The 23,896-nt window shown below is 59.5% G+C and carries 21 protein-coding genes and 1 pseudogene; 11 read left to right on the top strand and 11 right to left on the bottom strand.

What is annotated here, in order from left to right:
- Positions 1-577 precede the first annotated feature (577 nt).
- Positions 578-3,367 (bottom strand): bifunctional aconitate hydratase 2/2-methylisocitrate dehydratase, encoded by a 2,790-nt coding sequence (locus tag FZ934_RS22120; RefSeq protein WP_153273023.1) that lies wholly within the window; start codon positions 3,365-3,367, stop codon positions 578-580.
- Positions 3,368-3,625: 258 nt separating this feature from the next.
- Positions 3,626-4,518: pseudogene (locus tag FZ934_RS22115) on the bottom strand (LysR family transcriptional regulator).
- Between the two features lie 428 nt (positions 4,519-4,946).
- Here FZ934_RS22115 and FZ934_RS22110 point away from each other — a divergent pair.
- Complete coding sequence (locus FZ934_RS22110) at positions 4,947-5,252, top strand: hypothetical protein (RefSeq protein WP_153273022.1); 306 nt, start codon at positions 4,947-4,949, stop codon at positions 5,250-5,252.
- 79 nt (positions 5,253-5,331) lie between these two features.
- On the opposite strand, the gene FZ934_RS22105 is transcribed toward FZ934_RS22110, so the two are convergent.
- On the bottom strand, positions 5,332-5,595 hold the full coding sequence (locus FZ934_RS22105) for a DUF982 domain-containing protein (protein ID WP_056811629.1): 264 nt from the start codon (positions 5,593-5,595) through the stop codon (positions 5,332-5,334).
- 399 nt (positions 5,596-5,994) lie between these two features.
- Here FZ934_RS22105 and FZ934_RS22100 point away from each other — a divergent pair, with 399 nt between their 5' ends.
- Positions 5,995-6,195 carry a hypothetical protein gene (locus FZ934_RS22100; RefSeq protein WP_153273021.1) on the top strand — a complete coding sequence of 67 codons (201 nt, stop codon included), beginning with the start codon at positions 5,995-5,997 and terminating at the stop codon, positions 6,193-6,195.
- Positions 6,196-6,315: 120 nt separating this feature from the next.
- Positions 6,316-8,079: an adenylate/guanylate cyclase domain-containing protein gene (locus tag FZ934_RS22095; protein ID WP_153273020.1), complete on the top strand. Its 1,764-nt coding sequence runs from the start codon at positions 6,316-6,318 to the stop codon at positions 8,077-8,079.
- Positions 8,080-8,090: 11 nt separating this feature from the next.
- Here the strand turns inward: FZ934_RS22095 and FZ934_RS22090 are convergent, their stop codons facing one another.
- Positions 8,091-9,071 carry an SDR family oxidoreductase gene (locus FZ934_RS22090; RefSeq protein ID WP_153273019.1) on the bottom strand — a complete coding sequence of 327 codons (981 nt, stop codon included), beginning with the start codon at positions 9,069-9,071 and terminating at the stop codon, positions 8,091-8,093.
- A 355-nt stretch (positions 9,072-9,426) separates the two neighbouring features.
- On the opposite strand from FZ934_RS22090, the gene FZ934_RS22085 reads away from it, so the two are divergent.
- The gene (locus FZ934_RS22085; protein ID WP_153273018.1) at positions 9,427-10,644 is read left to right on the top strand and encodes an alpha/beta hydrolase; all 1,218 of its coding nucleotides are present in this window, start codon (positions 9,427-9,429) and stop codon (positions 10,642-10,644) included.
- Positions 10,645-10,654: 10 nt separating this feature from the next.
- Entirely contained in the window at positions 10,655-12,580 is a 1,926-nt protein-coding gene (locus FZ934_RS22080; protein ID WP_153273017.1) for a mechanosensitive ion channel family protein, read from the top strand.
- Between the two features lie 32 nt (positions 12,581-12,612).
- Here FZ934_RS22080 and FZ934_RS22075 read toward each other — a convergent pair whose 3' ends face one another.
- Positions 12,613-13,527: an NAD(P)/FAD-dependent oxidoreductase gene (locus tag FZ934_RS22075; protein WP_432443656.1), complete on the bottom strand. Its 915-nt coding sequence runs from the start codon at positions 13,525-13,527 to the stop codon at positions 12,613-12,615.
- Positions 13,528-13,663: 136 nt separating this feature from the next.
- On the opposite strand from FZ934_RS22075, the gene FZ934_RS22070 reads away from it, so the two are divergent.
- The gene (locus tag FZ934_RS22070; protein WP_153273016.1) at positions 13,664-14,113 is read left to right on the top strand and encodes an Rrf2 family transcriptional regulator; all 450 of its coding nucleotides are present in this window, start codon (positions 13,664-13,666) and stop codon (positions 14,111-14,113) included.
- Positions 14,114-14,265: 152 nt separating this feature from the next.
- On the opposite strand, the gene FZ934_RS22065 is transcribed toward FZ934_RS22070, so the two are convergent.
- The gene (locus FZ934_RS22065) at positions 14,266-14,499 is read right to left on the bottom strand and encodes a hypothetical protein (RefSeq protein WP_153273015.1); all 234 of its coding nucleotides are present in this window, start codon (positions 14,497-14,499) and stop codon (positions 14,266-14,268) included.
- Positions 14,500-14,679: 180 nt separating this feature from the next.
- Between FZ934_RS22065 and FZ934_RS22060 the strand changes: the two genes are divergently transcribed.
- Positions 14,680-15,492: a class I SAM-dependent methyltransferase gene (locus FZ934_RS22060; protein ID WP_153273014.1), complete on the top strand. Its 813-nt coding sequence runs from the start codon at positions 14,680-14,682 to the stop codon at positions 15,490-15,492.
- Positions 15,493-15,538: 46 nt separating this feature from the next.
- On the opposite strand, the gene FZ934_RS22055 is transcribed toward FZ934_RS22060, so the two are convergent.
- The 3 genes from FZ934_RS22055 to FZ934_RS22045 form a co-directional block, all read right to left on the bottom strand.
- Positions 15,539-16,288, bottom strand: a complete 750-nt coding sequence (locus tag FZ934_RS22055; RefSeq protein ID WP_153273013.1) for a methyltransferase family protein — start codon at positions 16,286-16,288, stop codon at positions 15,539-15,541.
- A 9-nt stretch (positions 16,289-16,297) separates the two neighbouring features.
- The gene (gene cmoA, locus FZ934_RS22050; RefSeq protein WP_153273012.1) at positions 16,298-17,059 is read right to left on the bottom strand and encodes a carboxy-S-adenosyl-L-methionine synthase CmoA; all 762 of its coding nucleotides are present in this window, start codon (positions 17,057-17,059) and stop codon (positions 16,298-16,300) included.
- Positions 17,060-17,247: 188 nt separating this feature from the next.
- The gene (locus FZ934_RS22045; RefSeq protein WP_153273011.1) at positions 17,248-17,610 is read right to left on the bottom strand and encodes a response regulator transcription factor; all 363 of its coding nucleotides are present in this window, start codon (positions 17,608-17,610) and stop codon (positions 17,248-17,250) included.
- Between the two features lie 442 nt (positions 17,611-18,052).
- Here FZ934_RS22045 and FZ934_RS22040 point away from each other — a divergent pair, with 442 nt between their 5' ends.
- The 4 genes from FZ934_RS22040 to FZ934_RS22025 all read left to right on the top strand — a co-directional run bounded on the left by FZ934_RS22040 (position 18,053) and on the right by FZ934_RS22025 (position 21,982).
- Entirely contained in the window at positions 18,053-19,837 is a 1,785-nt protein-coding gene (locus FZ934_RS22040) for a methyl-accepting chemotaxis protein (RefSeq protein WP_153273010.1), read from the top strand.
- Positions 19,838-19,964: 127 nt separating this feature from the next.
- Complete coding sequence (locus FZ934_RS22035) at positions 19,965-20,378, top strand: NUDIX hydrolase (RefSeq protein ID WP_153273009.1); 414 nt, start codon at positions 19,965-19,967, stop codon at positions 20,376-20,378.
- A gap of 111 nt (positions 20,379-20,489) precedes the next feature.
- Positions 20,490-20,690, top strand: a complete 201-nt coding sequence (locus tag FZ934_RS22030; RefSeq protein ID WP_153273008.1) for a hypothetical protein — start codon at positions 20,490-20,492, stop codon at positions 20,688-20,690.
- A 446-nt stretch (positions 20,691-21,136) separates the two neighbouring features.
- Positions 21,137-21,982: an inositol monophosphatase family protein gene (locus FZ934_RS22025; protein WP_153273988.1), complete on the top strand. Its 846-nt coding sequence runs from the start codon at positions 21,137-21,139 to the stop codon at positions 21,980-21,982.
- On the opposite strand, the gene FZ934_RS22020 is transcribed toward FZ934_RS22025, so the two are convergent.
- The gene (locus FZ934_RS22020; protein WP_153273007.1) at positions 21,973-22,824 is read right to left on the bottom strand and encodes a glycerophosphodiester phosphodiesterase; all 852 of its coding nucleotides are present in this window, start codon (positions 22,822-22,824) and stop codon (positions 21,973-21,975) included. The two genes, FZ934_RS22025 and FZ934_RS22020, sit on opposite strands and share 10 nt — an antisense overlap.
- The gene (locus tag FZ934_RS22015) at positions 22,817-23,896 is read right to left on the bottom strand and encodes an ABC transporter ATP-binding protein (protein WP_153273006.1); all 1,080 of its coding nucleotides are present in this window, start codon (positions 23,894-23,896) and stop codon (positions 22,817-22,819) included. The genes FZ934_RS22020 and FZ934_RS22015 overlap by 8 nt, the downstream gene beginning before the upstream one ends.

Raw genomic sequence — 23,896 nt, 5'->3', positions numbered from 1 at the left:
CGCCGAGCGCGCCGACTTCTGCTTCCTCGTGCGTGGTGGTGAAAGTCCAAGGCCCAAAGATTGGGACGGGAACACCGAAGGGCGAGAATGGCTGGACCCGGAAGCATTTTACTTGTAGCCGGCGTCTTCGGAGGCACCGAACTGGGCCCACTCCAAGATTGCACTAAAGAGAACGCAAGACGCTTCGGCGCACAATGGCGACGGAACAGCTGGGACGAATCCGAGCCCGCGGCTTCGACGCTGCTTGGCCGTGACCGACTACATTCAACATCGGCCGGACAGGAGTCGGGGCGTGCTGGCACTCAGCATCGAGATCATGTCCGCAGGTGTCGAAGAATTTGAGCGCCCATGCTGTCGGAGAAGCGCAATACCGACAGAATCCTCAAGATGATCCTCTGCGGTTTGCATGCACGCGCACTTGACAGACATTTGGCGCAACGGGATCGATGTCGCGCCAATCATGACCGCGCTTTACTGCCGCGCCGCCGCAGCAGCGGCAACACGACAACCATTACCGGCGATCTCATGTCGCCTGAGAGAACAACGCACTCGGGAGAGCTTCCCGAGTGCGAAATTATCAGTAGTGAACCGAAAGGCTGTCGATCGGCTTGGTCTTCGGCGGCGCGAACTTCGTCAGGTTGATGCCTTCGACGGCGACGCGATACTCTTCGATGCTCGGCGTGCGGCCGAGAATCGCAGAGAGGACCACCAGCGGCGTGGATGCGAGAAGCGACTCGCCCTTCTTTTCCGCCGTGTCTTCAACGACGCGGCCCTGGAACAGCCGGGTCGAGGTGGCGAGAACGGTGTCGCCCTTCTCGGCCTTTTCCTGGTTACCCATGCACAGGTTGCAGCCCGGACGCTCGAGATAGAGGATGTTCTCGTACTCGGTGCGGTTCGATGTCTTCGGCTTCACATCGTCGAATTCGAAGCCTGAATACTTCTGGAGGATTTCCCAGTCGCCTTCGGCCTTCAGCTCGTCGATGATGTTGTAGGTCGGAGCGGCGACGACGAGCGGCGCCTTGAACTCGACCTTGCCCTCGTTCTTCTCGATGTTCTTCAACATCTGAGCGACGATTTTCATGTCGCCCTTGTGCACCATGCAGGAGCCGACGAAGCCGAGGTCGACTTTCTTGGTGCCGCCATAGTAGGAGACCGGGCGGATCGTGTCGTGGGTGTAGCGGCGCGAGACGTCGGCATTGTTGACGTCTGGGTCGGCGATCATCGGCTCGTCGATCAGGTCGAGATCGACGACGACTTCGGCGAAATACTTCGCGTTATCGTCAGGCGTCAGCGCCGGCTTTTCGCCCGAGCGGATTTCGGCGATGCGGCGATCGGCCTTGGCGATCAGGCCCTTCAGGGTCTGCGCCTCGTTGTCCATGCCCTTGTCGATCATGATCTGCATGCGCGACTTGGCGATTTCCAACGACTCGATCAGCGTTTCGTCTTCCGAAATGCAGATGGAGGCCTTGGCCTTCATCTCGGCCGTCCAGTCGGTGAAGGTGAAGGCCTGGTCGGCGAGCAGCGTGCCGATATGGACTTCGATGATGCGGCCCTGGAAGACGTTGTCGCCGTGCTGCTTGAGCATCTGCGCCTGGGTGGCGTGCACGACGTCGCGGAAGTCCATATAGGGCTGCATCGTGCCCTTGAAGGTGACCTTGACCGACTGCGGGATCGGCATGGTGGCTTCGCCGGTGGCGAGCGCCAGCGCAACAGTGCCCGAGTCAGCCCCGAAGGCGACGCCCTTCGACATGCGGGTATGGCTGTCGCCGCCGATGATGATGTCCCAGTCGTCCACAGTGATGTCGTTCAACACCTTGTGGATGACGTCGGTCATCGAGTGATAGACACCCTTCGGATCGCGGGCGGTGATGACGCCGAAGTTGTTCATGAAGGACATGAGCTTCGGAATATTGGCCTGGGCCTTCTTGTCCCATACGGATGCGGTGTGGCAGCCCGACTGGTAGGCGCCGTCGACCAGCGGCGAAATGACGGTGGCCGCCATCGCTTCCAGTTCCTGCGCGGTCATCAAGCCGGTGGTGTCCTGCGAGCCGACGATGTTGACCTTGACGCGAACGTCGGAGCCGGCATGCAGCACCTTGCCGGGCGTCACGCCAACAGCGTTGCGGTTGAAGATCTTCTCGACCGCCGTCAGGCCCTGGCCCTCGATCGCGATTTCCTTGTTCGGCGCGAAGACCGGCGTTGCTTCGATGCCGAGCGTCTGGGCGGCGAATGTCTGGAGCTTCTTGCCGAAGACGATGGCGTAGGACGAGCCAGCCTTCATGAACTCCATCTTCTGCGGCGTGAAGGAAGAGGCGACGTCGACCAGCTCGTTGCCAGCTTCGTCGCGCAGCTTCTTGTTCTTCGCGTCGATCTTCAGCACGGTGCCGGTCTCGACCGAGAACTTCTGCTCGAGGATCGGGTTACCATCATTGTTGAGGATAGGCTTGCCGCTGTCGTCGAGCTTCTTGACCCAGTTCTTCAGGTTGAGGCCGATGCCGCCGGTGACGTCGACCGTGGTCGCGAAGATCGGCGAGATGCCGTTGGTGCCGGCAACGACCGGGGCGAAGTTGACGAAGGGAACGTAGGGGCTGGCCTGCTTGCCGGTCCACAGCGCCACGTTGTTGACGCCGGACATGCGCGAGGAACCAACGCCCATCGTGCCCTTTTCGGCAATCATCATCACCCGCTTGTCTGGGTGCTGCTGCTGAAGCGCGACGATCTCGGCCTGGGCCTCAGGCGTGATCATGCACTGGCCATGCAACTGGCGGTCGGAGCGCGAATGTGCCTGGTTGCCGGGAGACAGAAGGTCGGTCGAGATGTCGCCTTCGGCGGCGATGAAGGTCACGACCTTGATCTCGTCCTCGACATCGGGAAGCTTGGTGAAGAATTCGGCCTTGGCGTAGCTCTCGAGAACGTCCTTGGCGACGACATTACCGGCCTTATAGGCATCGCGCAGGCGGAACATGTCGGCGTCGTAGAGGAAAACCTGGGTCTTCAGCACGTCGCCGGCCTGACAGGCAATTTCGGCATCGTTGCCGAGCGCGACGTCGAGCAGCACTCCCACCGACGGGCCACCCTTCATGTGCGACAGCAGCTCGAGGGCGAATTTGGGGGTGATCTCAGGGACGATGGTGTCGCCAAGAATGATCTTCTTGAGGAAGGCGGCCTTGACGCCAGCGGCACTCGTCGTACCCGGCAGCGTGTTGTAGATGAAGAATTTCAGCGCATCGGCGCGATATTCGCCGCCGGCATCCTCGATCAAGGTGATGATTTCAGCGGTAAGCGCGCCATCATCGATCGGCTTGGGCGCGAGCCCCTGAGTTTCTCTGCTTTTGATCTCGGCCAGATAATCCACGTAAAGGTTCATCGCAATTCCAACGTCATGAGTGTATGGCGCTGGAACGCAGCGCCACTGAGCGGCAGGTTTGTTCGGTCGAGGTCTTACAGGCTTTTGCCCTGACAACCAAGACCGCGCGGCACGATAAACTCTCTCGGGTAAAAAAGTGGTATTTCGCGGATTTCATCGGTTAAGCATGGGGCGCAAGGCTCTACCGGTCAGATCCCTCCAGGATTGAACGCTGCCTCTTCAAAGTCGTGCAAGCACGCTGCCGGGCGCAGCGTTCACTCAGCGATCACCCGCGTCATTCGACAAATATTCGACGAGCGCTCGGGCATGGACCGGAAGCGCGTCGAAACTGCGCGCGCAGATGAGAAGGTGCCGCAGTGCCCACCCGTCCGTTATCGCCACGATCCGGAAAGCCATCACCGCCTCGTACCTCCGCGCGTAGACCTCGGGCACAATGGCGAGCCCGACGCCGCTGCTCACCATCGCGCAAATGTCCTCGAAACTGTCGAGGCGAACGCGCAATTTGAAGGGCTTGCCTTCCCGGGCAGCATGGGTGGCCAGATGCCCCTGCAGCGCGCTCTCGGCCGGGAGACCGATGAATGGCTGGTCCAGCACCTGGGCAAACGCCACCTCGTCGCGGCTGGCGAAAGCATGGTCGCCGGGGTGATCAACACCAGGCGATCGATTTCGAACGGCCGGGTTTCAAGTGTTCCCGTATCAGTCGTGTCGGCGGCGATGCCGAGGTCGGCATGGCCTCCGGCCACCGCTGCGACGACATCGGGGCTTTGCCGCTCCTCAAGGTCGATGTCGATTGTCGGATGCGCCAGCAGGTATCGGCGTAGCGTATCAGGAAGATGAGCCATTGCGGCTCTGCCCGACAAAATCCGGATCTTGCCTCGCAGGCCGCGCGCATAAAGTTGGAGGTCGCCCCGCATCTGTTCCATCTGCCCGAGAACGATGCGCGCGTGATGAGCAAGCGCTTCGCCGGCGGCGGTCGGGCGAACCCCGCGCGCGCCTCGGTCAAGTAGCGAGACCCTACTCATTTCCTCCATACCCCGAATACGGGCACTCGCTGATGGCAAGGCCATCCCTGCCCGCTCTGCTCCCTGTGTGATGCTCTCCGCCTCGACGACTTGAAGAAACAGGCGGAGATCGGTCAAGTCAAAGCGCATAACTCACCACGTCCAGAGGTCTTCGGATTTTCCGTAGGGTCCCCTTGTATCTTGCGCATTGTGCAAAGTCGCCTGTTCACGATCCTTGGCGCATCGTTTTCCAATGCAGGGATAAACCATGGATGCTTCAGAAGCTCTCCTCCGCGCCTTCGCCTGGCGGCTGGCGCTTTGTGTTCTCGCCGTCCTCATCGCACGGACCGTCCCCGACAACCGATCACACCAGCAGGAGTCAGCGACAACGTTGAACGACTACCGATCAGTGCAGAACCGGGTCGACTAGAGATAGCTGACATTGTGACCGCGACCCTTGCCGAAGAAGCCTCGGGCCGACCAGACAATCAATCGATGTCAGCGCTACAAAGTTTGGGTTGACCGTCTTGTATCGCGAGGCGACACTTGCAGCCTGAAGCGAGGCAGGAGGAAAAAGGATGATCGAACAAGACCGTTGGCGCCACATGGCGAGCGCGCCGAAAGACGGCAGTCGGATACTCGTCACGATCCATCCCTCCGAGCAGGGCGCGGCCGAAGTTGACCTTGCCTACTGGTCGCATAGCGATCGGTTCGGTGCCGAGGGTTGGCGGGCGTCCGACTCTTCACCCGGCCGGATCATCGAATACGCCGAACCCGAACTGAAGTGCTGGATGCCGATGCCCTCGGCCAATCTCAGCCGTAGTTCGATGCCCACCCCGTGGGAGGGCGAGGATGTCGAAGAGCTCGACGGGTCAGGGATATGAAACGTCGCGCAACGGCTTTGCCACGTTGATCCACTGCCACGCGGCATAATTCAGCGCCGCACTCCCTAAATACCCGTTCTCAGTGAACGACGGTGATAACAGGAATACCGGCTTCTTCCGCAGCGCGGATAAGCGCGGCGCGGGCCTCGTGTGCTGCCACCCTTCCATGGATCGCTTCAAGGCAGGCCTTGATAGCCGTCATGTATTCCTCACCGTCATCCGAGGGCCACGAGATGATTAGCGTTTCTGCGACATCACGAAGCGACCCGATGTGTCTGTATTTTTCTCGTCCACCCATAACGAGCAATAAGGGGGCGAATTCACCATTTCTGTGCCAATTCACTACAAGCGCACCTCACGCAGCTAACACATCGCTAACTTTGCAAGAACCGTTCCACGCGCCGCACGGAGGGACGTACGTCAGCTTTCTCTTCGCTACTGCGGTAATTGTCATATAATTTAAATCGCTAAAACGTAGCCGAAATCAGTTGCTTGGGTATGCTTTCTGGACTACCTTTTTAGATAACGATCTTACTCACATACAAGTCGCCAGCATTCGCCTGGCGCAATCAATCGGGAGGAGTGATGACCGGCTATATTCGACATCGCCATTCCTCGTGGGTGGCGCGAAGACTTCGTCTCGCCTTAGTGCGATCTCGGCGCGCGACCATCTAGCGACGTCGCAAATCTTTCATTCGTTTTGCTAATGGTGCGCCCGGTCTTGCGTGGGCGGAGGATTGTTATGTGCAAGCAAGCTGTCGTCTTTAATGGTCAGGAAGTCGGGATCGCGGTTCCCGTGGACAACCGCCTGAGATTCATCGCCGTCCGTTTCCATGTTATCGACCTCGACAACCGCGTGTTCGATACGATCACGGAGATTCGACGCGCCATCGCCGAACATCTCTCCGCTGCCACCTCGAGCCGGCTGGTGCTTTCCGAATAATATGACGCGGCAGCCGGCTCCCCTTTGCTTCGCGCAAGCGTCTTTCCAATCACAAACACCAAGCGATCGCTAATATGCTAAACTAGCATCCTCATGTGCTTCTGTTGTGGGGTAGCGAGCATGCAGCGCAAGCTGGCCACGATCATGGTTGGGGATTTCGTCGGTTCGACCCCCGCTATGGAATTGGACGAGGAAGACGCGATTGCCCGCATCGGCGCCGCGCTCGATACGGTTCGCATGGTCGTCCAGCGTCACGACGGCCGCGTCTTCGGCACGGCGGGAGACGCCCTGCTTGCCGAGTTCGGCAGCCCGGTCAACGCGCTCCGATCCGCGATCGAGGCGCGCGCCGAGATCGCAGCCCTTCCCGGATCGAGCGGCGGCGACATGCGGTTCGGCCTTCATGTCGCCGATGTCGTTGTCGTGGGTTCGGACCTTCGCGGCGACGGCGTGAATATCGCCGCGCGCATCGAGGCATCCGCGCCGCCTGGCGCGATCGAGGTTTCGGGACTGCTTTACGATCAGGTTCGGCGCGTCTCGCCCTGCGGTTTCGAAGACATCGGCGAGCGCCAGTTGAAGGGGATCTTCGAGCCGATCCGAATATATCGCGTCACCGATCTTGTCGACCGCCACCTCTATCAGTTCGCACCGACCCGATCCGCACCGAGCACTGCACAATCGCCACGCACGAACTCAATAGCTGTCGCCCGGTTTGATGTCGCTCCGGGCGCCATTGCAGACCAGCACTTTCTGGCCGAGGGCATCACAGACGACTTGACGCTCGAGCTCAGCCGACTGAAGGGCGTGTTCGTCAGCTCCCGGACGGCAGCCAGCGCGCTAGCGACGAGAGACCCTGTCGAGATCGGACGCATCCTCGGCGTTGGCTACGTCATCAGTGGCTCGATCCGGCAAGCGGGAGACGATCTGCGGATCAATATCTCGCTTCTGGAGACCGGAGAAGGTCTCGTCATCTGGTCCGACCGTATCAGGCGTCCGTTTCATGAATTGCTTGATGTCATGGACGAAATCATCGCGCGCGTCGCCGCGACCGTTTCTGGACGCGTTGAGCAATCGGAACTGGCAGCGGCTCGGCTGAAGCGTCCGGAGAATATGACGGCCTATGAGTATTATCTACGCGGGCTCGACCACCACCGCCTGACCGGCGTGTCTGACAACCATATCCACGAAGCGATATCATGGTTCGAGCGGTCGATGGCCGCCGATCCGGGTTTCGGCCGGCCCTTTGCGATGCATGTCTGCTCGTGGAGCAATTTGCCGAGCTTCGACCTCTCTCGGGCTGAGCTGCAGGTCGCGCATGCGCTGGCGCTTGATCCAACAGACCCCGAAGCGCATCGCATCATGGGCGCGATCAAGATGAAATCGGGCGACTTCGCTTCGGCGCGTTACCACCACATCCGCGCCCACGAACTTGCACCCAACGATGCCTATATCCTCGGTCGCAGCGCCGCTTTCTATGTTTATGCCGGGGAGCCGGAACGCGCGCTTGATATGCTTGATCGCGCCGAGACGCTCGATCCTTTTCTACCGGTCTGGATTACTGAAGAGCGCGTTGCGGCGCTCTACGCGCTGGAACGCTTCGAGGAGATGGTGCGCGCTGCCCTGACGCTGCCATTCCAGACCCGGCGGACCTCGCTCTATCAGGTTGCGGCAAACATGGCGTGCGGCAACATCGAAAGGGCCGAGCTTCTGGTTCGCCAGGCGCTCTCCCTCGACCCAAGCTTGTCGGCAATCTACATTCGGATGCAGGAGACCTATGCAGACGCGTCGATCACCGAAACCCTGATTGCACGGAATTGCGACGCCGGCTTGCCGCTGACACCCCGGAAACCCGCGACCCGCAAGAAATCGGTGCCGCCGAAACAGTGACCGACTGGGTTTCAGCCCAGCGCGCCTTGCGCGGCGCAGATTCTGTCGATCAATGCATCCAGTTCACCTCTTGGTGGTCGACTCTTGGAGAAGCGTTGCTTGAGGTGCTGGATTGGTTCGGCCAGGATTTCATCGAGGTTTTCCGCGCAGGAGAAGTCACCCGCAACGTGCTTGACCTTGGAGTTGTCGAAGATCGCTGTCCAGGCCTTGTCGCCCAAAAGCGGCCCGACCCAATCCGGATTATACTTGATAAGCGTATCCGTCGGCACATGGACGATCTTGGCTTCAACACCGAGCAATCTCGCGATCGTCCGTTGAATATCGTCCCATAAGTGCGCGCGATCAGAGGTGATGTGAAACACTTCGCGCAGCGCTGCATCCTTGCCGAAAAGTCCGACGAACGGCCAGGCGAAATCGATCGAACGCGTGAGCGTCCAGGGCGTATGGCCATCACCTGCGACAATCGTCGGCTCGCCGTCCAGCATGCGTCGCGCGACGACGTCACCGTCTCCCAACATGATGGGCAGGCGGGTTCTAACCGTGTGGCTCGGACGCACGATCGTCCACGCAAGATTGCCGGAATTCGTCAGCAACTCCTCGCAGGCGATTTTCGCCTGGCTGTAGGGCCAGTACGGATTGATCGCCGGCGTCTCTTCGGTGATCACGTAGTGTCGAGGTGGTTTCTGGTAGACCGAAGCCGAAGAAATGAAGATGTACTGGCCGCAATTGCCCGAGAACAATTCGATGTCGCGCGCGATCTGGTCCGGCGTGAAAGCGATGAACTGGCAGATGACGTCGTAGCGCGCCTTCGCGAGCTCGGTGTAAGCCGCGGATCCGAGTTCGCCTGCAATAGACGTGACCCTTGCCGGGAGCGGATTTCCTGTCAGGCCACGGTTGTACACGCTCACATCGTGGCCTTGCATCACAGCGCGTTCCACGCATGGATAGGAGATCTGGCCGGTACCTCCAATGAAAAGAACTTTCAGCGGCATGAAACGAACCTCGGTTTCGGTTGGATCGGCGATGAGCCTTCATAGCCTGAAAGAATTTGGGCGTCTCGACGCAAATGCAATGCCATGGGCCGTCTTGGCCTCGAGTTCCATGTGAGCTTTCTGATCGAGATAGCTATTTGAGGCGCCTTCTCCGGCCTCGCGTCGCTCACGACATCGGGGGGCAATCAGCCGTGGAATCCCGTCCTTCTTTCTACCCAGAGAACGCGTGACAATTCCGCACCACAGAAGCGTCAACGGGTACAGAATCTACGTGATGCTACAGGCCTCGCCACGCACCTGCTGCTAGCCTCCAGTCTTGAGAGCCCTCCTCCCGGGCGATAGCTGGAATGCGTGTATGTTAAGACGTAGTGGTACCCTTTTTCTTCTCCTTGTTCTGACAGGCTGCGGACATCCGGACGGCGTTATGATGCCGGTCAAGCTCACCGCGAACACACCACCGACATCCAAGGTCGAAATGCTGGTTGCCACCACGCGCGAACCCTCCGGAGATCCGGCAACCCTGTTCAATGGCGAACGAAGCGCAAAGCCACACCTGACGCAGATCACCGTGTCTCTCCCGCCGAAGCGCGAGTCCGGCACCGTCCAGTGGCCGCAGCAGTTGCCGCCGGACCCCGCAAAGGATTTTGCCGTCACCAATGTCCAACAGATCGACACGATCGCCCAGGGACGCCAGTGGTTTGGGCAACACGTGAATGGCGGGCATGCGCTGGTCTTCGTTCACGGCTTCAACAATACCTACGAAGATTCCGTTTTCCGGCTGGCGCAAATCGTGCAGGACAGCAAGATGCAGGCGACGCCGGTGCTGTTTACGTGGCCGTCGCGAGCCGAAATCACGGCCTACCAGTATGACAAGGAGAGCACCAACTACTCCCGCACAGGACTGGAGCAGGCTCTACGCACGCTGGCCGCTGACCCCAATGTCAAAGATATCACCATCATGGCCCATTCCATGGGAACGTGGCTCGCAATGGAGTCGTTGCGCCAGATGGGCATACGCGATGGACACGTGAACTCGAAGATCCACAACGTGATCCTTGCCTCGCCCGACATCGACATTCAGGTCTTTGCGAAACAGTACGTGGAAATGGGCGAGCCGCGACCGAAGTTCACGATTTTCGTCTCCCAGGACGACAAGGCGCTTGCGGTCTCCAGCTTCATCACCGGACGCGTCTCGCGCTTGGGCGCAATCAATCCTGCGGAGGAACCGTATCGCTCGAAGCTGGAGAAAGCCGGCATCACGGCAATCGATTTGACGAAGGTGAAAACGGAAGACGGCCTCAATCACGGCAAGTTCGCCGAGAGCCCTGAAATCGTCCAGCTCATCGGTCAGCGCCTCATGACCGGACAGACGCTCACCGATTCAAAGGTCTCGCTTAGTGAAGGCATTACGGCGGTCGTCGGCGGCACTGTCACGAATATCGGCACGGTTGCCGGAGCAGCGGTGGCAGCACCCGCCACGATCATCGAGCAGCCGCTCATCCGGAAAAAGAAGCCCCAGCAGCCAGACGACACGCTGGGCGGCGACCTGAAGCCACAGACGCTGACGCAATAGGATACTCGGCATGAAATGGTCTCTGTCTTTCCTCGTGGGGCTACTGTTTTCATTCTGCGCCTTCGCGCAGGCACCGGCTCCGGCTTCGCAGGAGAAGATTGACGAACTCGTGCGCCTGCTGCAGGACAAGGACGTGCAGGCTTGGCTGAACAGCCGCAAAGAGGCTGGAACGCCCGCCGTTACCCCATCGTCGACTGGCTCCTTGGCGAAATGGGAATCGGCGGCCCGCGCGCGTGTCGACCAGATCAGAGCGGCAATCCCCGAAATCCCGGGAGAATTCGCCGCAGCCGCCTCCAGAGCGCGCAACGATGCCACCAGCAGGGGCTATGCGCCCATATTCATGATATTCGGCGGGCTGGTTGCCCTTGGTCTGGTCGCCGAGTTTCTCTATCGCAAGGTCTCCATACGGCGAGAGACGTTGATAGGTCGGTTGGCACCGGTCGGAATCTTTGCGGGCGCGATGGCGATCGTATTCTTTGCGGTGGACTGGCCACCCCTCGCCCGCGTCGTGCTGCTCGCCTATCTCTCAGCCTTCATCCTCTTCCGCCTCGCGGCGGCATTTCTCTACGCAGCCGATATCAGCCCCCCTTTGCGCAACCGGCTGATGCTGTTCATCGGGGTCGTTAGCCTCGCGGTTGCCACCGCCGCCATCGGAGAGCCGCTCGGCGTCCCGCCGCTTGTCACGGATGCAATCAGCTACTGCTTCTCGATCGTCGGGCTATGTCTGGCAATTGAGATGGTATGGGCGACATCAAGCCGGTCGCGACCCTGGAAGCTCGGCATAATGGCTTTCTTGGTCGTGCTCTGGCTGGTCTGGTGCCTCAATATGAGGGGCCTCTTCTGGATTGGCATCTACGCGCTCGCTCTGCCGGCAATCCTCAATGGGGTCGGCCGCCTGGCGGCATCCTTCACCAGCGATCCCGCCAGTTTCCGCGGCGTGCTGATCATCCGAGGGGCACGCGCCGCGATCATCGCCCTTGCGGTCGGATGGCTGGCGCTCGTCTGGCACCTCAACCCGGACTCGCTTGGCCAACGGGATCCCGTCCTCGTTTCCTTGTTCTATGGCGGCCTGAAAAGTGTCCTCATCCTCGTTTGCGCGGATTTCCTCTGGCAGCTCGCCAGAGGCTGGATTGATCGCTCGCTGCTGGTGACGACCGACACGACATCGCTCAATCCCGCCGATGCTGCGCGGCGGGCGCGTTTCCGTACGCTTCTTCCGATCTTCCGCAATGCCTTGGCCGTCGTCGTCGCCGTGCTAGCGGGATTGGTGGTGCTGTCGCAGCTCGGGGTGCAGATCGGACCGCTTATCGCCGGAGCCGGCATCTTTGGCGTCGCGATCGGCTTCGGGTCGCAAACGCTCGTCAAGGACGTGATCAGCGGCGTCTTCTACATGCTCGATGATGCTTTCCGCGTTGGCGAGTACATCCAGGCGAAAGATTACAAGGGAACAGTCGAAGGCTTCAGCCTGCGATCGGTCCGCCTTCGCCATCACCGCGGCCCGGTGTTTACCGTGCCGTTCGGAGAGCTCGGCGCGGTCGAGAACATGAGCCGCGACTGGGTCATCGACAAGTTCAGAATTACTGTCGGCTTCGAGACCGACATCGAGAAAGCGCGCAAACTCACAAAGAAGGTCGGCGCCGAGCTGAAAGAGGACGAGGAACTCGGCAAGCTCTTCATCGAGCCATTGAAGATGAAGGGCGTGGAGCAGTTCGCCGACTATGGGATCGTCTTGAGCTTCGCCATGACTACCGTGCCGGGGATGCAGACCTATATCCGCCGCAAAGCCTACGCCAAGATCCGCGAAGTGTTCCTAGCAAACGGCATCTCGTTCGCCCAACCGACCGTGCAGGTTGGAGGTGACGATAAGGGCGGCGGCGCCGCGGCAGCCCAGGCAATCCGAGCACAGCAAGCCAGCGCCGCCACTGCACCAAAGTGACCGTCAACAGAGTTTGACGGCGCCGCTCGTCGTCAAATAGAGCCGAACATCAGCGATCGATGCAAACCGGCGCCAGCCAGATTGCCGTCGCCGACAGCGAGCGCCACGGACGCCATCGGACGTGCGGCATCGCCGCAGGCAAAGACGCCAGCCATGCTGGTCTCCTTCATCGGGTCGGTCTTGATGACCGATCCAAGCGGCCCCTCCTCGAGGTCCAGCCCCATCGTCTCGGCAATCGGGCTCGTCAGCTCGAACCGCGCCAGCGCGAACAGCCCGGTGAACGACAGTTCGCGGCTGTCCGTCAGCCGGATATCGGCGTGTCCGAAGATCTCCCGGATCGGCATGGACTCAACTTTCACGCCGCGTGCGGCAAGGGCGTCACGTTGCTCGGCATCCGGTTCGAAAGCGCCGTTGACAAGGAATGTGGTCGGGCCCCAATCGGGCAGCATCAGCGCGTGATGCATGGACAAGGCCGATGCGGCGATGACTCCGATCTCGCCGCGCTCAAGTTCGTAGCCGTGGCAATAAGGGCAATGAAATACGGACTTGCCCCAACGCTCCGGCAATCCGCTGATGTCCGGAAGGATGTCACGGACCCCGGTCGCAAGCAGAAGTCGGCGGGCAAAGTGGCTCTGACCGCTTGCAACAATTTCGAACGCGGCTCCGGATGAGTGATCCGCTTTCAGTCGAACAGCGCTGTCCGCGCGACCGGAAAGAAACTGGATGGTCGGATACTTCATCACCTGCGCGCGCGCATTGTCGGCGATAACAGCCGGATCGACGCCGTCCTGGGTCAGAAAGCCGTGCGAATGGCTCGCGAACCGATTGCGCCGCTGGCCCTCATCGATGATGAGCACATCCCGGCGGGCGCGTCCAAGCTGCAGGGCGGCGGATAAGCCGGAATAGCTTCCGCCGATGATAATCACGTCGTGAACGATGTCGGTCATCGCACTCTCCTTTTCTCGCCACAACATAAGTATCATGACATTGCGGAGTCAATGGTCACGACACTTTCGTTGTTACAAATGTGGGTTCGTGCTAGGATGCCGCGAGAAACAGGCATTGATGACGGGATCGGGACGCATGAGACAGGACAGTAGACTTTCGCGCATGTTGCACGTCCTGATCCATATGGGCCAGCATGATGGGGCAATGACCTCGGACATGATTGCTCGCATGCTTGATGCCAACCCGGTCGTGATACGGCGGACGATGGCGGGACTGCGCGAAAACGGCTATGTGCGCTCTGAAAAGGGGCACGGCGGCGGCTGGACCCTCGCACGCCCCCTCGACGAGCTAACACTTCTCGACATTCACCGTGCGGTTGGGGAGCCCTCGATCTTCGCTCTCGGCCCAGCTTATGACATGCCGGGTTGCCCGATCGAGAAGGCGGTCAACGCCACCCTCAAGGACGTGTTCGCCGATGCCGAGCAATTGCTGCTGAAGCGATTTGCGGGCGTGACGCTTGCGGATATAGCCAGGGGCTTCACCTCGCCTTCAGGCACAGCCAAGGACGAGCGGTGCGCCTCCTAGCGTCAGGAGATCGGTACGACGCAAGCCCTGCGCGCATTCCCTTGATCGGCGACCAACGGGACGTGTTCCAGCCTCTCTACAACAGGCGGCGCGGTGAAACGGAAAGATCCGCGTAACGATGAAATGCAATTGGGCGGGCCGACGAGATCGGCCTAATGGATTGTCGACGAGATTGGCATGTTCACCCGTGTGGCCCAGCGTCCGACGTAGGTTCCGATGAGCATGGTGGCCACGTCGTCAGCAGTGCGATAGCCCCTATTGAACAGGTCGATCGCAGCATTGCAAAGCGTGCTTGAGCATTGCTCGTCCGGAGTAACCTCGTAGTATCGATACCACTGCTGCACAGCCTCCGACAGCAGCCGAAATTCCAGATCGTCATGTGGCATGCGACTTTCTCCTCGTAGACCCCGGTGAGCTAGCGCAACCCGGTCATGCTTCAATGGGCCGCTCTCGGAGTTGTGAACGGATCTGGTCAAGCGCCACGCCGGGCTCCCATAAAGACGCGCAAGACGCTGGATCTTATGCTAGTCTCGCCATCCATCACGACCGACGGAGGGCGATCGCCAATGTTGGAGGCTGACAAGGAGTTCGCCGGTTCTATCCCGGAGAGTTACGACCGACATATGGTTCCGATGATTTTTGAACCCTATGCCGTCGATCTTGCGCGACGAGCAGCCTCGTTCTCGCCAAGCTCAGTCCTGGAAACCGCTGCGGGCACCGGCGTCGTCGCGCGCGCGATGGCCAGTAGACTTGCCCCAGATACACGCTACGTCGCCACCGACCTTAATCAGGCAATGCTCGACTACGCGCGTTCACAACAGCCGTCGGATAGCCGCGTCCAATGGCGACAGGCGGATGCTCTTGCCCTTCCTTTCGAGGATGCGTCCTTCGATCTCGTTTGCTGCCAGTTCGGGGCGATGTTCTTTCCGAACCGCCCAGCTGCCTATCGAGAGGTGAAGCGCGTCCTGAAACCAGGCGGGCGCCTTCTGTTCAGCGTCTGGGATCGGATCGAGGAGAATGTGTTTGCGGATGAGATAACGACCGCTCTCGCAGGGATTTTCCCCGACGATCCGCCTCGCTTTCTCGCGCGCACGCCACACGGTTACCACGACAAGGATATCATCCGCGGTGATTTGGCGGATGCGGGTTTCTCGCGTGTGGAGATCGATACGCTCGCCGAAGAGAGCCGCGCCCCCTCGCCGCACACCGTTGCCGTTGCCTATTGCCAGGGAACGCCACTGCGCAGCGAGATCGAGGCCAGAGATTCCGGCAAACTTGACGCCGCAACCGATCACGCAACGTCGGCACTGGCGGAGCGGCACGGGACGGGCGAAGTTAGCGCCAAGATCCAGGCACACGTGATCGTCGCGATGGCATAAGCCAAGATCGAATGCATACCGTGCAAGCCATGAAACCGACAGGATTTCAGTGCGCAGCGGTCAGTTCATCGAAGATGCCGCGTTTCTTGAGCGAGCTCACCAGACCGGTGAGAGCGACGACGCCGACGAAGAGCACCGCCAGAAGGATTGCGTAGGATACCTCCTGTTCGGTTATGGAATCGGCAGCCACGCGATAGAACTCCGTCGCCAGCAGCGCGATCAGCGTCGAGGACATCGTTGAGTAATCCTTGGCCACCACACGCTTCAGATTGAAGACCATACCCTCTGTCGAGGCGGAAAATGCGCTGAGCTTCAGGGCCCATCTCGGCACATCCCGACAATAGGCGCTGTAAGCGTCACCGAATTTGGCCGAAAGAAACTCTTCTTCCGCGAGGATAATGCACTGATAGATGAACCCGAACAGAAGGCATCCAAGGATGACCACCACCGGGTTTCCATGGAACAGGAAGAGGCCGGCGTAGATAAGCATATTCCCCACATAGAGAGGATTGCGGCAGACACCGAACATGCCTTCGGTGACCAGATTGGCGGCATAGACACGTTTATTGCGCCCACCGCGCTGGATGTAGGCGTAACCGATCACCGTTGCGCGCAACAGCAGCCCCGAGAGCACGACGAGGATGGCCACAACATCCTTCCATTGCTCCGCCGCGCTGCTGCCGAATATTGCTGTGGTTGGCGCAAACAAGGCGAACAGCGCGACAATGATCAGCGGGAACGCCTGGTTCCGGTATTTGAAGAAGAAGGTCCCGATCTTCAGCATAAGGTTCTTCATGGGGTCGTCTCACTTGATCGCGACAATGCCGCAGAAATTGTACCAGCGGAAAAACACTTCGGTGCTCTTGAAGCCCGTTTCGCGAAGCAGCTGGATGTTCTCTTCCAACCGATACGGAATGAGGACATTCTCCAAGGCTTCGCGCTTCTTCGAGATTTCGATGGATGAATACCCGTTGCGACGCTTGAAGTCGTAGTAGTGGTCGATAAACAGGCGATTGAAGGTCGTATCCTCGCTCGTCAGCTTTTCCACGAGCAACAGACAGCCGTTTTCATTCAGGCCCTGATAGATTGTTTTCATCACCCGCTCGCGAAAGAGCGGGCGAACGAATTGCAGGGTGAGAAGGAGGGTCACGACGCTGGCGTCTTCGACGACGAAACCGCTGTGGAGGTCGCCCGTTACCAGATCGATCGACCGGTTGGTTCCGGATGCCTCGATCTTCTCGGCGGCTTTTTTCAGCATTTCCGGCGCATTGTCGACGCCGACAAAGTCGACATGGCTGTCGACCACATGATCGAGTGCGAGCAACGTCGTGGCGGTCGAGCAGCCGATATCGTAAAGGTTTGAATGAGGCTGCGCGAAATCCCGGGCCAGCTCGCAGACCATACGCTGCATCTCGCCGTAGAACGGCACCGATCGGCTGACCATGTCGTCAAAGACGTTGGCAACGGTAGAATTGAATGAGAAATCCGCAATCGACTCGCGCTCGTCGGCAAATACTTGATCGCGCGCATGCGTGTGCAGAACCAGACGGGTAGACTGATCGGTCATATCCGCTCCAAATAGACAGCAATTTGAATTGGAGCGCTTTCTTCCCCGAAGCACCCCGGCGCGGCGCGATTTGGTCATATAAATCTGACGTCAACCTGAAAGCGTCACCTTTAGAGTGATCGCAAAACGGCAGACGGGCGACACGCGCGCAAGCCGATCCAACCGGTTGGCTCGCAGAGCTCTTCAAACTATCGCGTGCAGTTCTTGATGAGTCTCATCCGGTTCGACAATTCAGCGAGATCGAAGGGTTTGACGAGAAAGTCGTTCGTTCCTCGCACCATTCCCTCCAGCCGATCGCTCTGCTGGTCTTGCGCCGTCATGATGATCACCGGAACATCGTCGTTCCCGCCGCGGATGTCCTCAAGAAGCGTGAGGCCATTGCCATCGGGAAGACGCAGGTCCAGAAGGATGAGGTCATACTTCTTTGACAGCAATTTTCGGAAAGCATCCCGTAGATTCATGCACCAGTCGACACGGTTCCCGTCGGCGATCACGTGAGCCGCTATCGCGTCGCCAATGTCGACGTTGTCTTCAACAAGAAGAACGTTCACCGAATGATGCCCCTATCTTCCGCGCCGTGACGGAATGGCGGTTGCGTCAGGAGTGATTGCTTGCGCCTGGCGGTGCGCCGCGCTTTCACCGTTAGATGGATGTTTCCGTCTCCACCGTGCCGAGCAGCTGATGGAGGGTCGCCGGGCATGGCTGGAGCTTTCGTCCAACCTCACCGCCGACGCGAGTAGCCCTTCTGAAGAAGAAGGCTGACTGCAACCTGAATCCGAACAGCAAAGATCGGGGATGCGCTCAGCCGGCGTTAGGAGAGGACGTCCAGCACGAAATGCAGTCGCGGCAGTCTCAATGCCTACCGGTTGAAAGCGTAGCTCTGAGCGCAAATTTCAAAGTATAGCGACCGATGCAGCCGCATCCGTAAGAGCAACTTAATGTATTTCGTCCATTATTCCGAAAATTCTAATTATTGTTGATCGGAGCCATGGTTTGCAACTGAGATCTATTTTTGGCGGCAACGCGTCCGAAATCCTCGAGGCTCTAAATCGCTCGCAGGCCATCATCTCGTTCAAGCCGGATGGAACGATCCTCGATGCGAACGAGAACTTCTGCAGCGCCGTCGGATATCAAAGAGACGAGATCGTCGGAAAGCACCACCGCATATTCGTCCACTCGGCCGAGGCCGAATCTTCCGAATACAGCGCCTTCTGGAAACGACTCTCCGAAGGACAGTTCGATCAGCGGCAGTACAAGCGCATCGGCAAGAATGGCAAGGAGATCTGGATCGAGGCGTCCTATAATCCGGTCATTCGCCGTGGTAAAGTCATCAAGGTCGTCAAGATCGCCACCGATATCACCGCCAGCAAACTGCAGGACATCGATAGCAGCGGCAAGCTCGCGGCATTGTCGCGGGCTCAGGCAATTATCGAGTTTACGCCGGATGGCAGGATCATGACGGCGAATGAAAACTTTCTCGGCAGCCTTGGGTATTCGCTTGAGGAAATCGTCGGGCAGCACCACCGCATGTTCTGCGAGGCGCGATACGTCTCATCTCCCGAATACGCTCAGTTCTGGTCGCGGCTGGCCGCCGGGGAGTTTTTCAGTGACGAGTTCAAGCGGTTGGCCAAGGACGGAAACGCCGTCTATATCCAGGCGACGTACAATCCCATCCTTGACGATGATGGCAACGTCATCAAGGTCGTGAAGTTCGCCACGGATGTAACGGGCCGCGTACGCGCTTTGCAGGAGATTGGCTCCGGGCTGGAGCGGTTGGCAGACTGCAACATCAGGGTAACGATCGACGATCCCTTCGTGCCGGAATTCGATCATTTGCGTCACGATTTCAATCAGTCCCTGGCCAAATTTCAGGAAACGCTCGAACAGGTTCTCGGCCAGACCAGCATGCTCTCTTCAAAGAGCGGCGATATGCGGGAGAGTACCAGCGGCATTGCCGACCGCTCGGCGCAGCAGGCTGTGGCGCTGAAGGAAACAACCGGCACGCTCGAGCAGATAACACAGACAGTTCGGGAGGCGTCGACGCGCACGGCGGATGCCCGAAAACTCGTATCCGAGGCTCGCTCGGCCGTGTCGCGGTCTGTCCAGGTGGTTACATTGACGGTCAGCGCCATGGATCGCATCAACGCGGCTTCGAACGAGATCTCGAACATTGTCGGCATGATTGATGAGATTGCATTTCAGACGAATCTTCTCGCCCTCAACGCCGGGATCGAGGCCGCCCGCGCCGGAAACGCCGGCAAGGGATTTGCGGTGGTCGCGCAGGAAGTCCGCGCGCTCGCTCAACGGTCTGCCGATGCGGCCAAGGACATCTCCAACCTGATTGGCAATTCCTCGGCGGAAGTAAAGGAAGGCGTGCGCCTCGTGGGCGAGACCGGCGATGCACTCAAGAGCATCGAGGAATACGTCCAATCGATCGACATCAACATTGACGCGATTTCGAGCGGATCGTCCGAGCAATCGGCAAGTCTTGGTGAAATCAACATCGCGATGAGCGCCCTCGACACGATGACCCAGGAAAACGCTGGCATGGTGATCAACATGAGTGCGATTGCCGAGGCGCTTTCCCTGGGTGCGAACGAACTCGAGCAACTGGTCAAGCGGTTCAAGCTGAACCGCCGCAAGTGGGTTCGCGAACCGGGCAGTGACGCGGCCGCAAGGGGTGCTCAATACCGCGGGTTCGGCAAGACCAGCATCTACCTTCCACCCGTAGACGGAAAGGCGGTCAACAGTGGGCAGTCGTTCAAGGCCGTAGCCTGACATGGTCCCGCCGCTCAATGTCCGGCAGGTGGCCTGACCCCACCTGCGCGCAGCGCTTCCTTGTTGCGGCATCGGCAGGCTGTCGATATAGCTCACAGAACCTGCAGCCCACCGGTTCGAAACTACGATGGAACGACGAATCCAGATCGCCGCGGCTCTTCTCACGCGGCACGACAACGAAACATTGCTGGTCCGCAAGAAGGGAACGTCGGCCTTCATGCAGCCCGGAGGCAAGCTGGAACCTGATGAGACAGCCGAGCAGGCTCTCGTCCGCGAACTGCATGAGGAGCTAGGTCTGGAAATATCCAGCTCAAGGATGCGGTTCCTCGGTCATTTTCAGGCAGAGGCGGCAAACGAACCCGGCCATCTCGTCGTGGCTGATGTTTTCGAAGTCGACATCGGCGATCAGATTGCACGCCCCACGGCCGAGATTGCCGAAATCCGATGGATTTCCGTCAATGGCGATCCGACTGTTCAGGTTGCTCCCCTGACACGGGATCACATCCTCCCGCATTATCGTCGGACAGTCGTCAACGGCTGACCGCGCGAGAGCCCCAATCCCACTTTCGACCCAATTGACCCGTTTAACGATAGGGTCGTTCTACCGAAGTCGCGTCGGGGAACGTCCCCGTAAAATTGCGGAGAGTACGGTATGGTCAAGCTTGTCAGAGTCGCGGGATTTTCAGTAGCGATTGCGTTGCTGGTGCTCGTATACGGTCAATACGTATCGTTCGACGGCCCCGACCCGGATACGATTCCGGATTTCCTTCAATATCCGGACAGGTTCGCAACAACCCTGTTGTTTACCGTGGCGCTCGGACTTCTTGCCCTTTCGGCAAAGGGCGACCGGTAACCCAGCGAAATCTGAATGCTGCCTCTGTCCGGCATGCGCGCGTTCGTCGCTGAAAAGCAGACGTAAAGCTCGAGTTGGTCAATCGGCTTCGCTCGCAGGGACGCGAGAAGATCACACCCTACTTCACGCGTTATACGGAAATTTCGAAATGGCGGTTCGCCCGGTGCGATCGAAGGATCGTCTGCCATGTCGGTCCTCGACAGTGAAGGTCCAATGGAAGATCCCGCCCATTTTATCTTCATTGAATGAACAGACAACCGGATCATCGGGATCCGTGACTTCCTCTACGCTCCCTACGTGCTCGGATCCATTGATTGGGCCGGTTGGGATGGGGTGAGCTTCAAGCATCTGAACATTCACATTATTTCGAGAAATGTCACCTGGCGCTGCACCACAAGAATCTCGTCATCAAAGGTTCATATGGCTCTGCCATGAGCTTTCGAATGATGTCGAATCCAAATTCCTCCGAAGCCGCCAAAGTGTCCTCCCGCATCTCCCCAGACGCCTCTCCACGCCTTACGGCGCTCGCGGAAGCCGTCCTCATCGGCGGGATCAAGGCGCGCTCGTCGCTCCGTCGTCGCATGGATGGCGAACTGCTGGCCAAAGCACCGCGGGACTATCAGACCGAGATCGACGTTGCCGTCGAACGGATCATCGTGGACGAACTGAACAAGTCCTTTCCGACTTATGCGATCAAGGGCGAAGAGGCGGTCGGCAACCGCAACGCCGCGGAAGGCGCCCCGGTGATCTATATCGACCCGATCGACGGCACGACGAACTTCGCCTGGGGGATACCCCATTTCGGCATGACCATCTCGATCGTCGAGAACGATGAGCTCGTGGCTGGTGTCGTCTACGACGCGATGCTGGACGAGCTGTTCAGCGCCGAGCTTGGTGGCGGCGCCTATCTCGATGGGCAGCGGATCGCGTGTGTGGGCTCCAAGGGAACCGAAGACGTTCTTGTTGGTGCGGGCTTGCCGGTTCCCGGCCAGCTGAAGGCCGTTCCTGAGAGCGTCTATTTCAGCGCACTGAAGCGTCTCATGGCGACCACCGCAGGCGTGCGGAGATTGGGTTCGGCAGCGCTGTCGATCGCCTATGTCGCGTGCGGCCGTCTCGACGGCTTCTTTGAGGATGGGCTATCGTTGCACGACTACGGAGCGTCTGCCCTGCTCGTGCGCGAGGCCGGTGGCGTGGTCACCGCCTTCAATGGTGGCCCGGTCACCGAGAATGGCGATATCCTCGCCGGAAACCGGTCTCTCCACCCTTGGCTCGTTGAAGGCCTTCAGACCTGATCTTCCGTCAGAAGCCGCTCCAGACCAACCGGATCATCGGTCGTGATCTGGTCGGCCTTCAGCTCAAGCAGCCGTCTGACCGTTGGCAATGTTGACGGCACGGCCGAGTTGATCGTGTAGGCGTCAACGACCCGGCCCGTATCGTGGAAGGCCGCGATCATATCAAATCCTGCCTGATCGGCGAACAGAACCAGGCGGCGATTGAGATAGATCATTCTCGCACGCGGCGCCGCATCTACCGCGCCCACTACGAAGCCTTCAAAATCACGCGTTTCCATGAGCCGTTCGATCGCTCCGTCGTGGCACGGGTCGTAACCGATCGCCATCTCGGGCACGGCTTTCGAGAGCCGCTCGACCGCAAGGGAGTCGCCGCCTGAAAGAATGACTGACTCCGCCACTGGAGCGATAGCCGCTGCGAATGCGGCAATGTCGGCGTCTCGAATGGTGTTCGAATTCTCCTTGAGATCAAGCTGCAGACCGGCCCTGGGATCGCGATCGATCTTTGCCAGAAGGTGCGCGAGATCCTCGAGCATCATCACCTTGTGCGCACTCTGCGCTCCGAATGGATCGCGCAGATGGAGACCGCGCAGATAGCTCTCCGTTGCCTCCCGAACGGGACCGGTCCCCGTTGTCGCTGCATCGAGCGTTTCGTCATGCAGCACCGCGAAACCATCTCCGCCGAAGCGCACCAGGTCGATCTCGACGCTGGCTCCGAGTTCCATTCCCTCGACGATGCGCTCGCCGGTGAACGAGATGTCGCCGGCGAAGCGGTGTCCCCGATGCCATTTCAGCCACGTGCGATGCCCGGCCCGTTCGATTGCAATCCCGCGCCCGTCAAGCATGTCCAAACACCCGATCATTCTGACGCGACTGCGTCGTGGCGAACTCGTGCACCAGACGATTGTCGCGGAAAACTCTGAAGGCAGTGGCCGTAAGATCCACCTGCATACTCTTCGTCCAATTGCTGTCGCTCGATGTCATGACTTTCACCCGCGTCGCGTCGGCAAGATCGACGTCGACGACCTTGTGTGTCCCGAAGTCGATACTCCGGTGAACGACGCCGGCGCCTGCCCCCTTGGCCGTAGCAATTGACAGGGCCTCAGGGCGAACGGCGAGTACGACGTCGCCATCCGCGACGGGGACCGGGAGCGCGAAGGCAGCATGCTCGCTCAATCCGGCTTTGACGGTCGTGCGAATGAAGTTCATCGAGCCGATGAAGCCGGCAACGAATTCCGTCTCCGGCTCTCGATAGATGCGGTCCGGCGGCCCGATCTGCTCGGTGCTGCCGTCGCGCATGACGACGATCCGGTCGGCCAACGCCAGCGCCTCGTCCTGCCCGTGCGTGACGAAAAGCGTCGTGATGCCCAGCCGCTGCTGGATATCACGTACCTCTTCACGCAACCGCTCGCGCAGGTGCTGGTCAAGGCTTGCGAAGGGTTCGTCGAGCAAGAGGATCTTCGGTTCGAGCACGAGCGAGCGGGCAAGCGCCACACGCTGCTGCTGTCCACCGGAAAGCTGCGTCGTCATGCGCTTGCCGTAATCGGCGAGGCCAACGAGCGCCAGAGCCTGCTCGACGCGTTCGCGGATCTCAGCTTTCGGAAGGCGGCGCAGTTTCAGGCCGAACGCTATGTTGTTGAAGACATCCATGTGGGTCCACAGAGCATGGCTCTGGAACACCATCCCCGTCGGGCGCTTTTCCGGCGGCAACGACGTCACATCCTTGGCATCGATCAGGATACTTCCGGCGGTCGGTGCTTCGAAGCCGCCGATCATGCGAAGCAGTGTCGACTTGCCCGAGCCGGAAGGACCGAGAAGGCAAACCAGTTCTCCATCCTCGACATCGAGCGAGACATCACGAACCGCATGAGAGGAACCGAAACTCTTCGAGATACCCTTTATGGTCAAGCGCGCCAT

Source organism: Rhizobium grahamii (assembly GCF_009498215.1).
GTDB lineage: Bacteria > Pseudomonadota > Alphaproteobacteria > Rhizobiales > Rhizobiaceae > Rhizobium > Rhizobium grahamii_A.
This window is presented reverse-complemented; position numbering and strand designations above follow the sequence as displayed.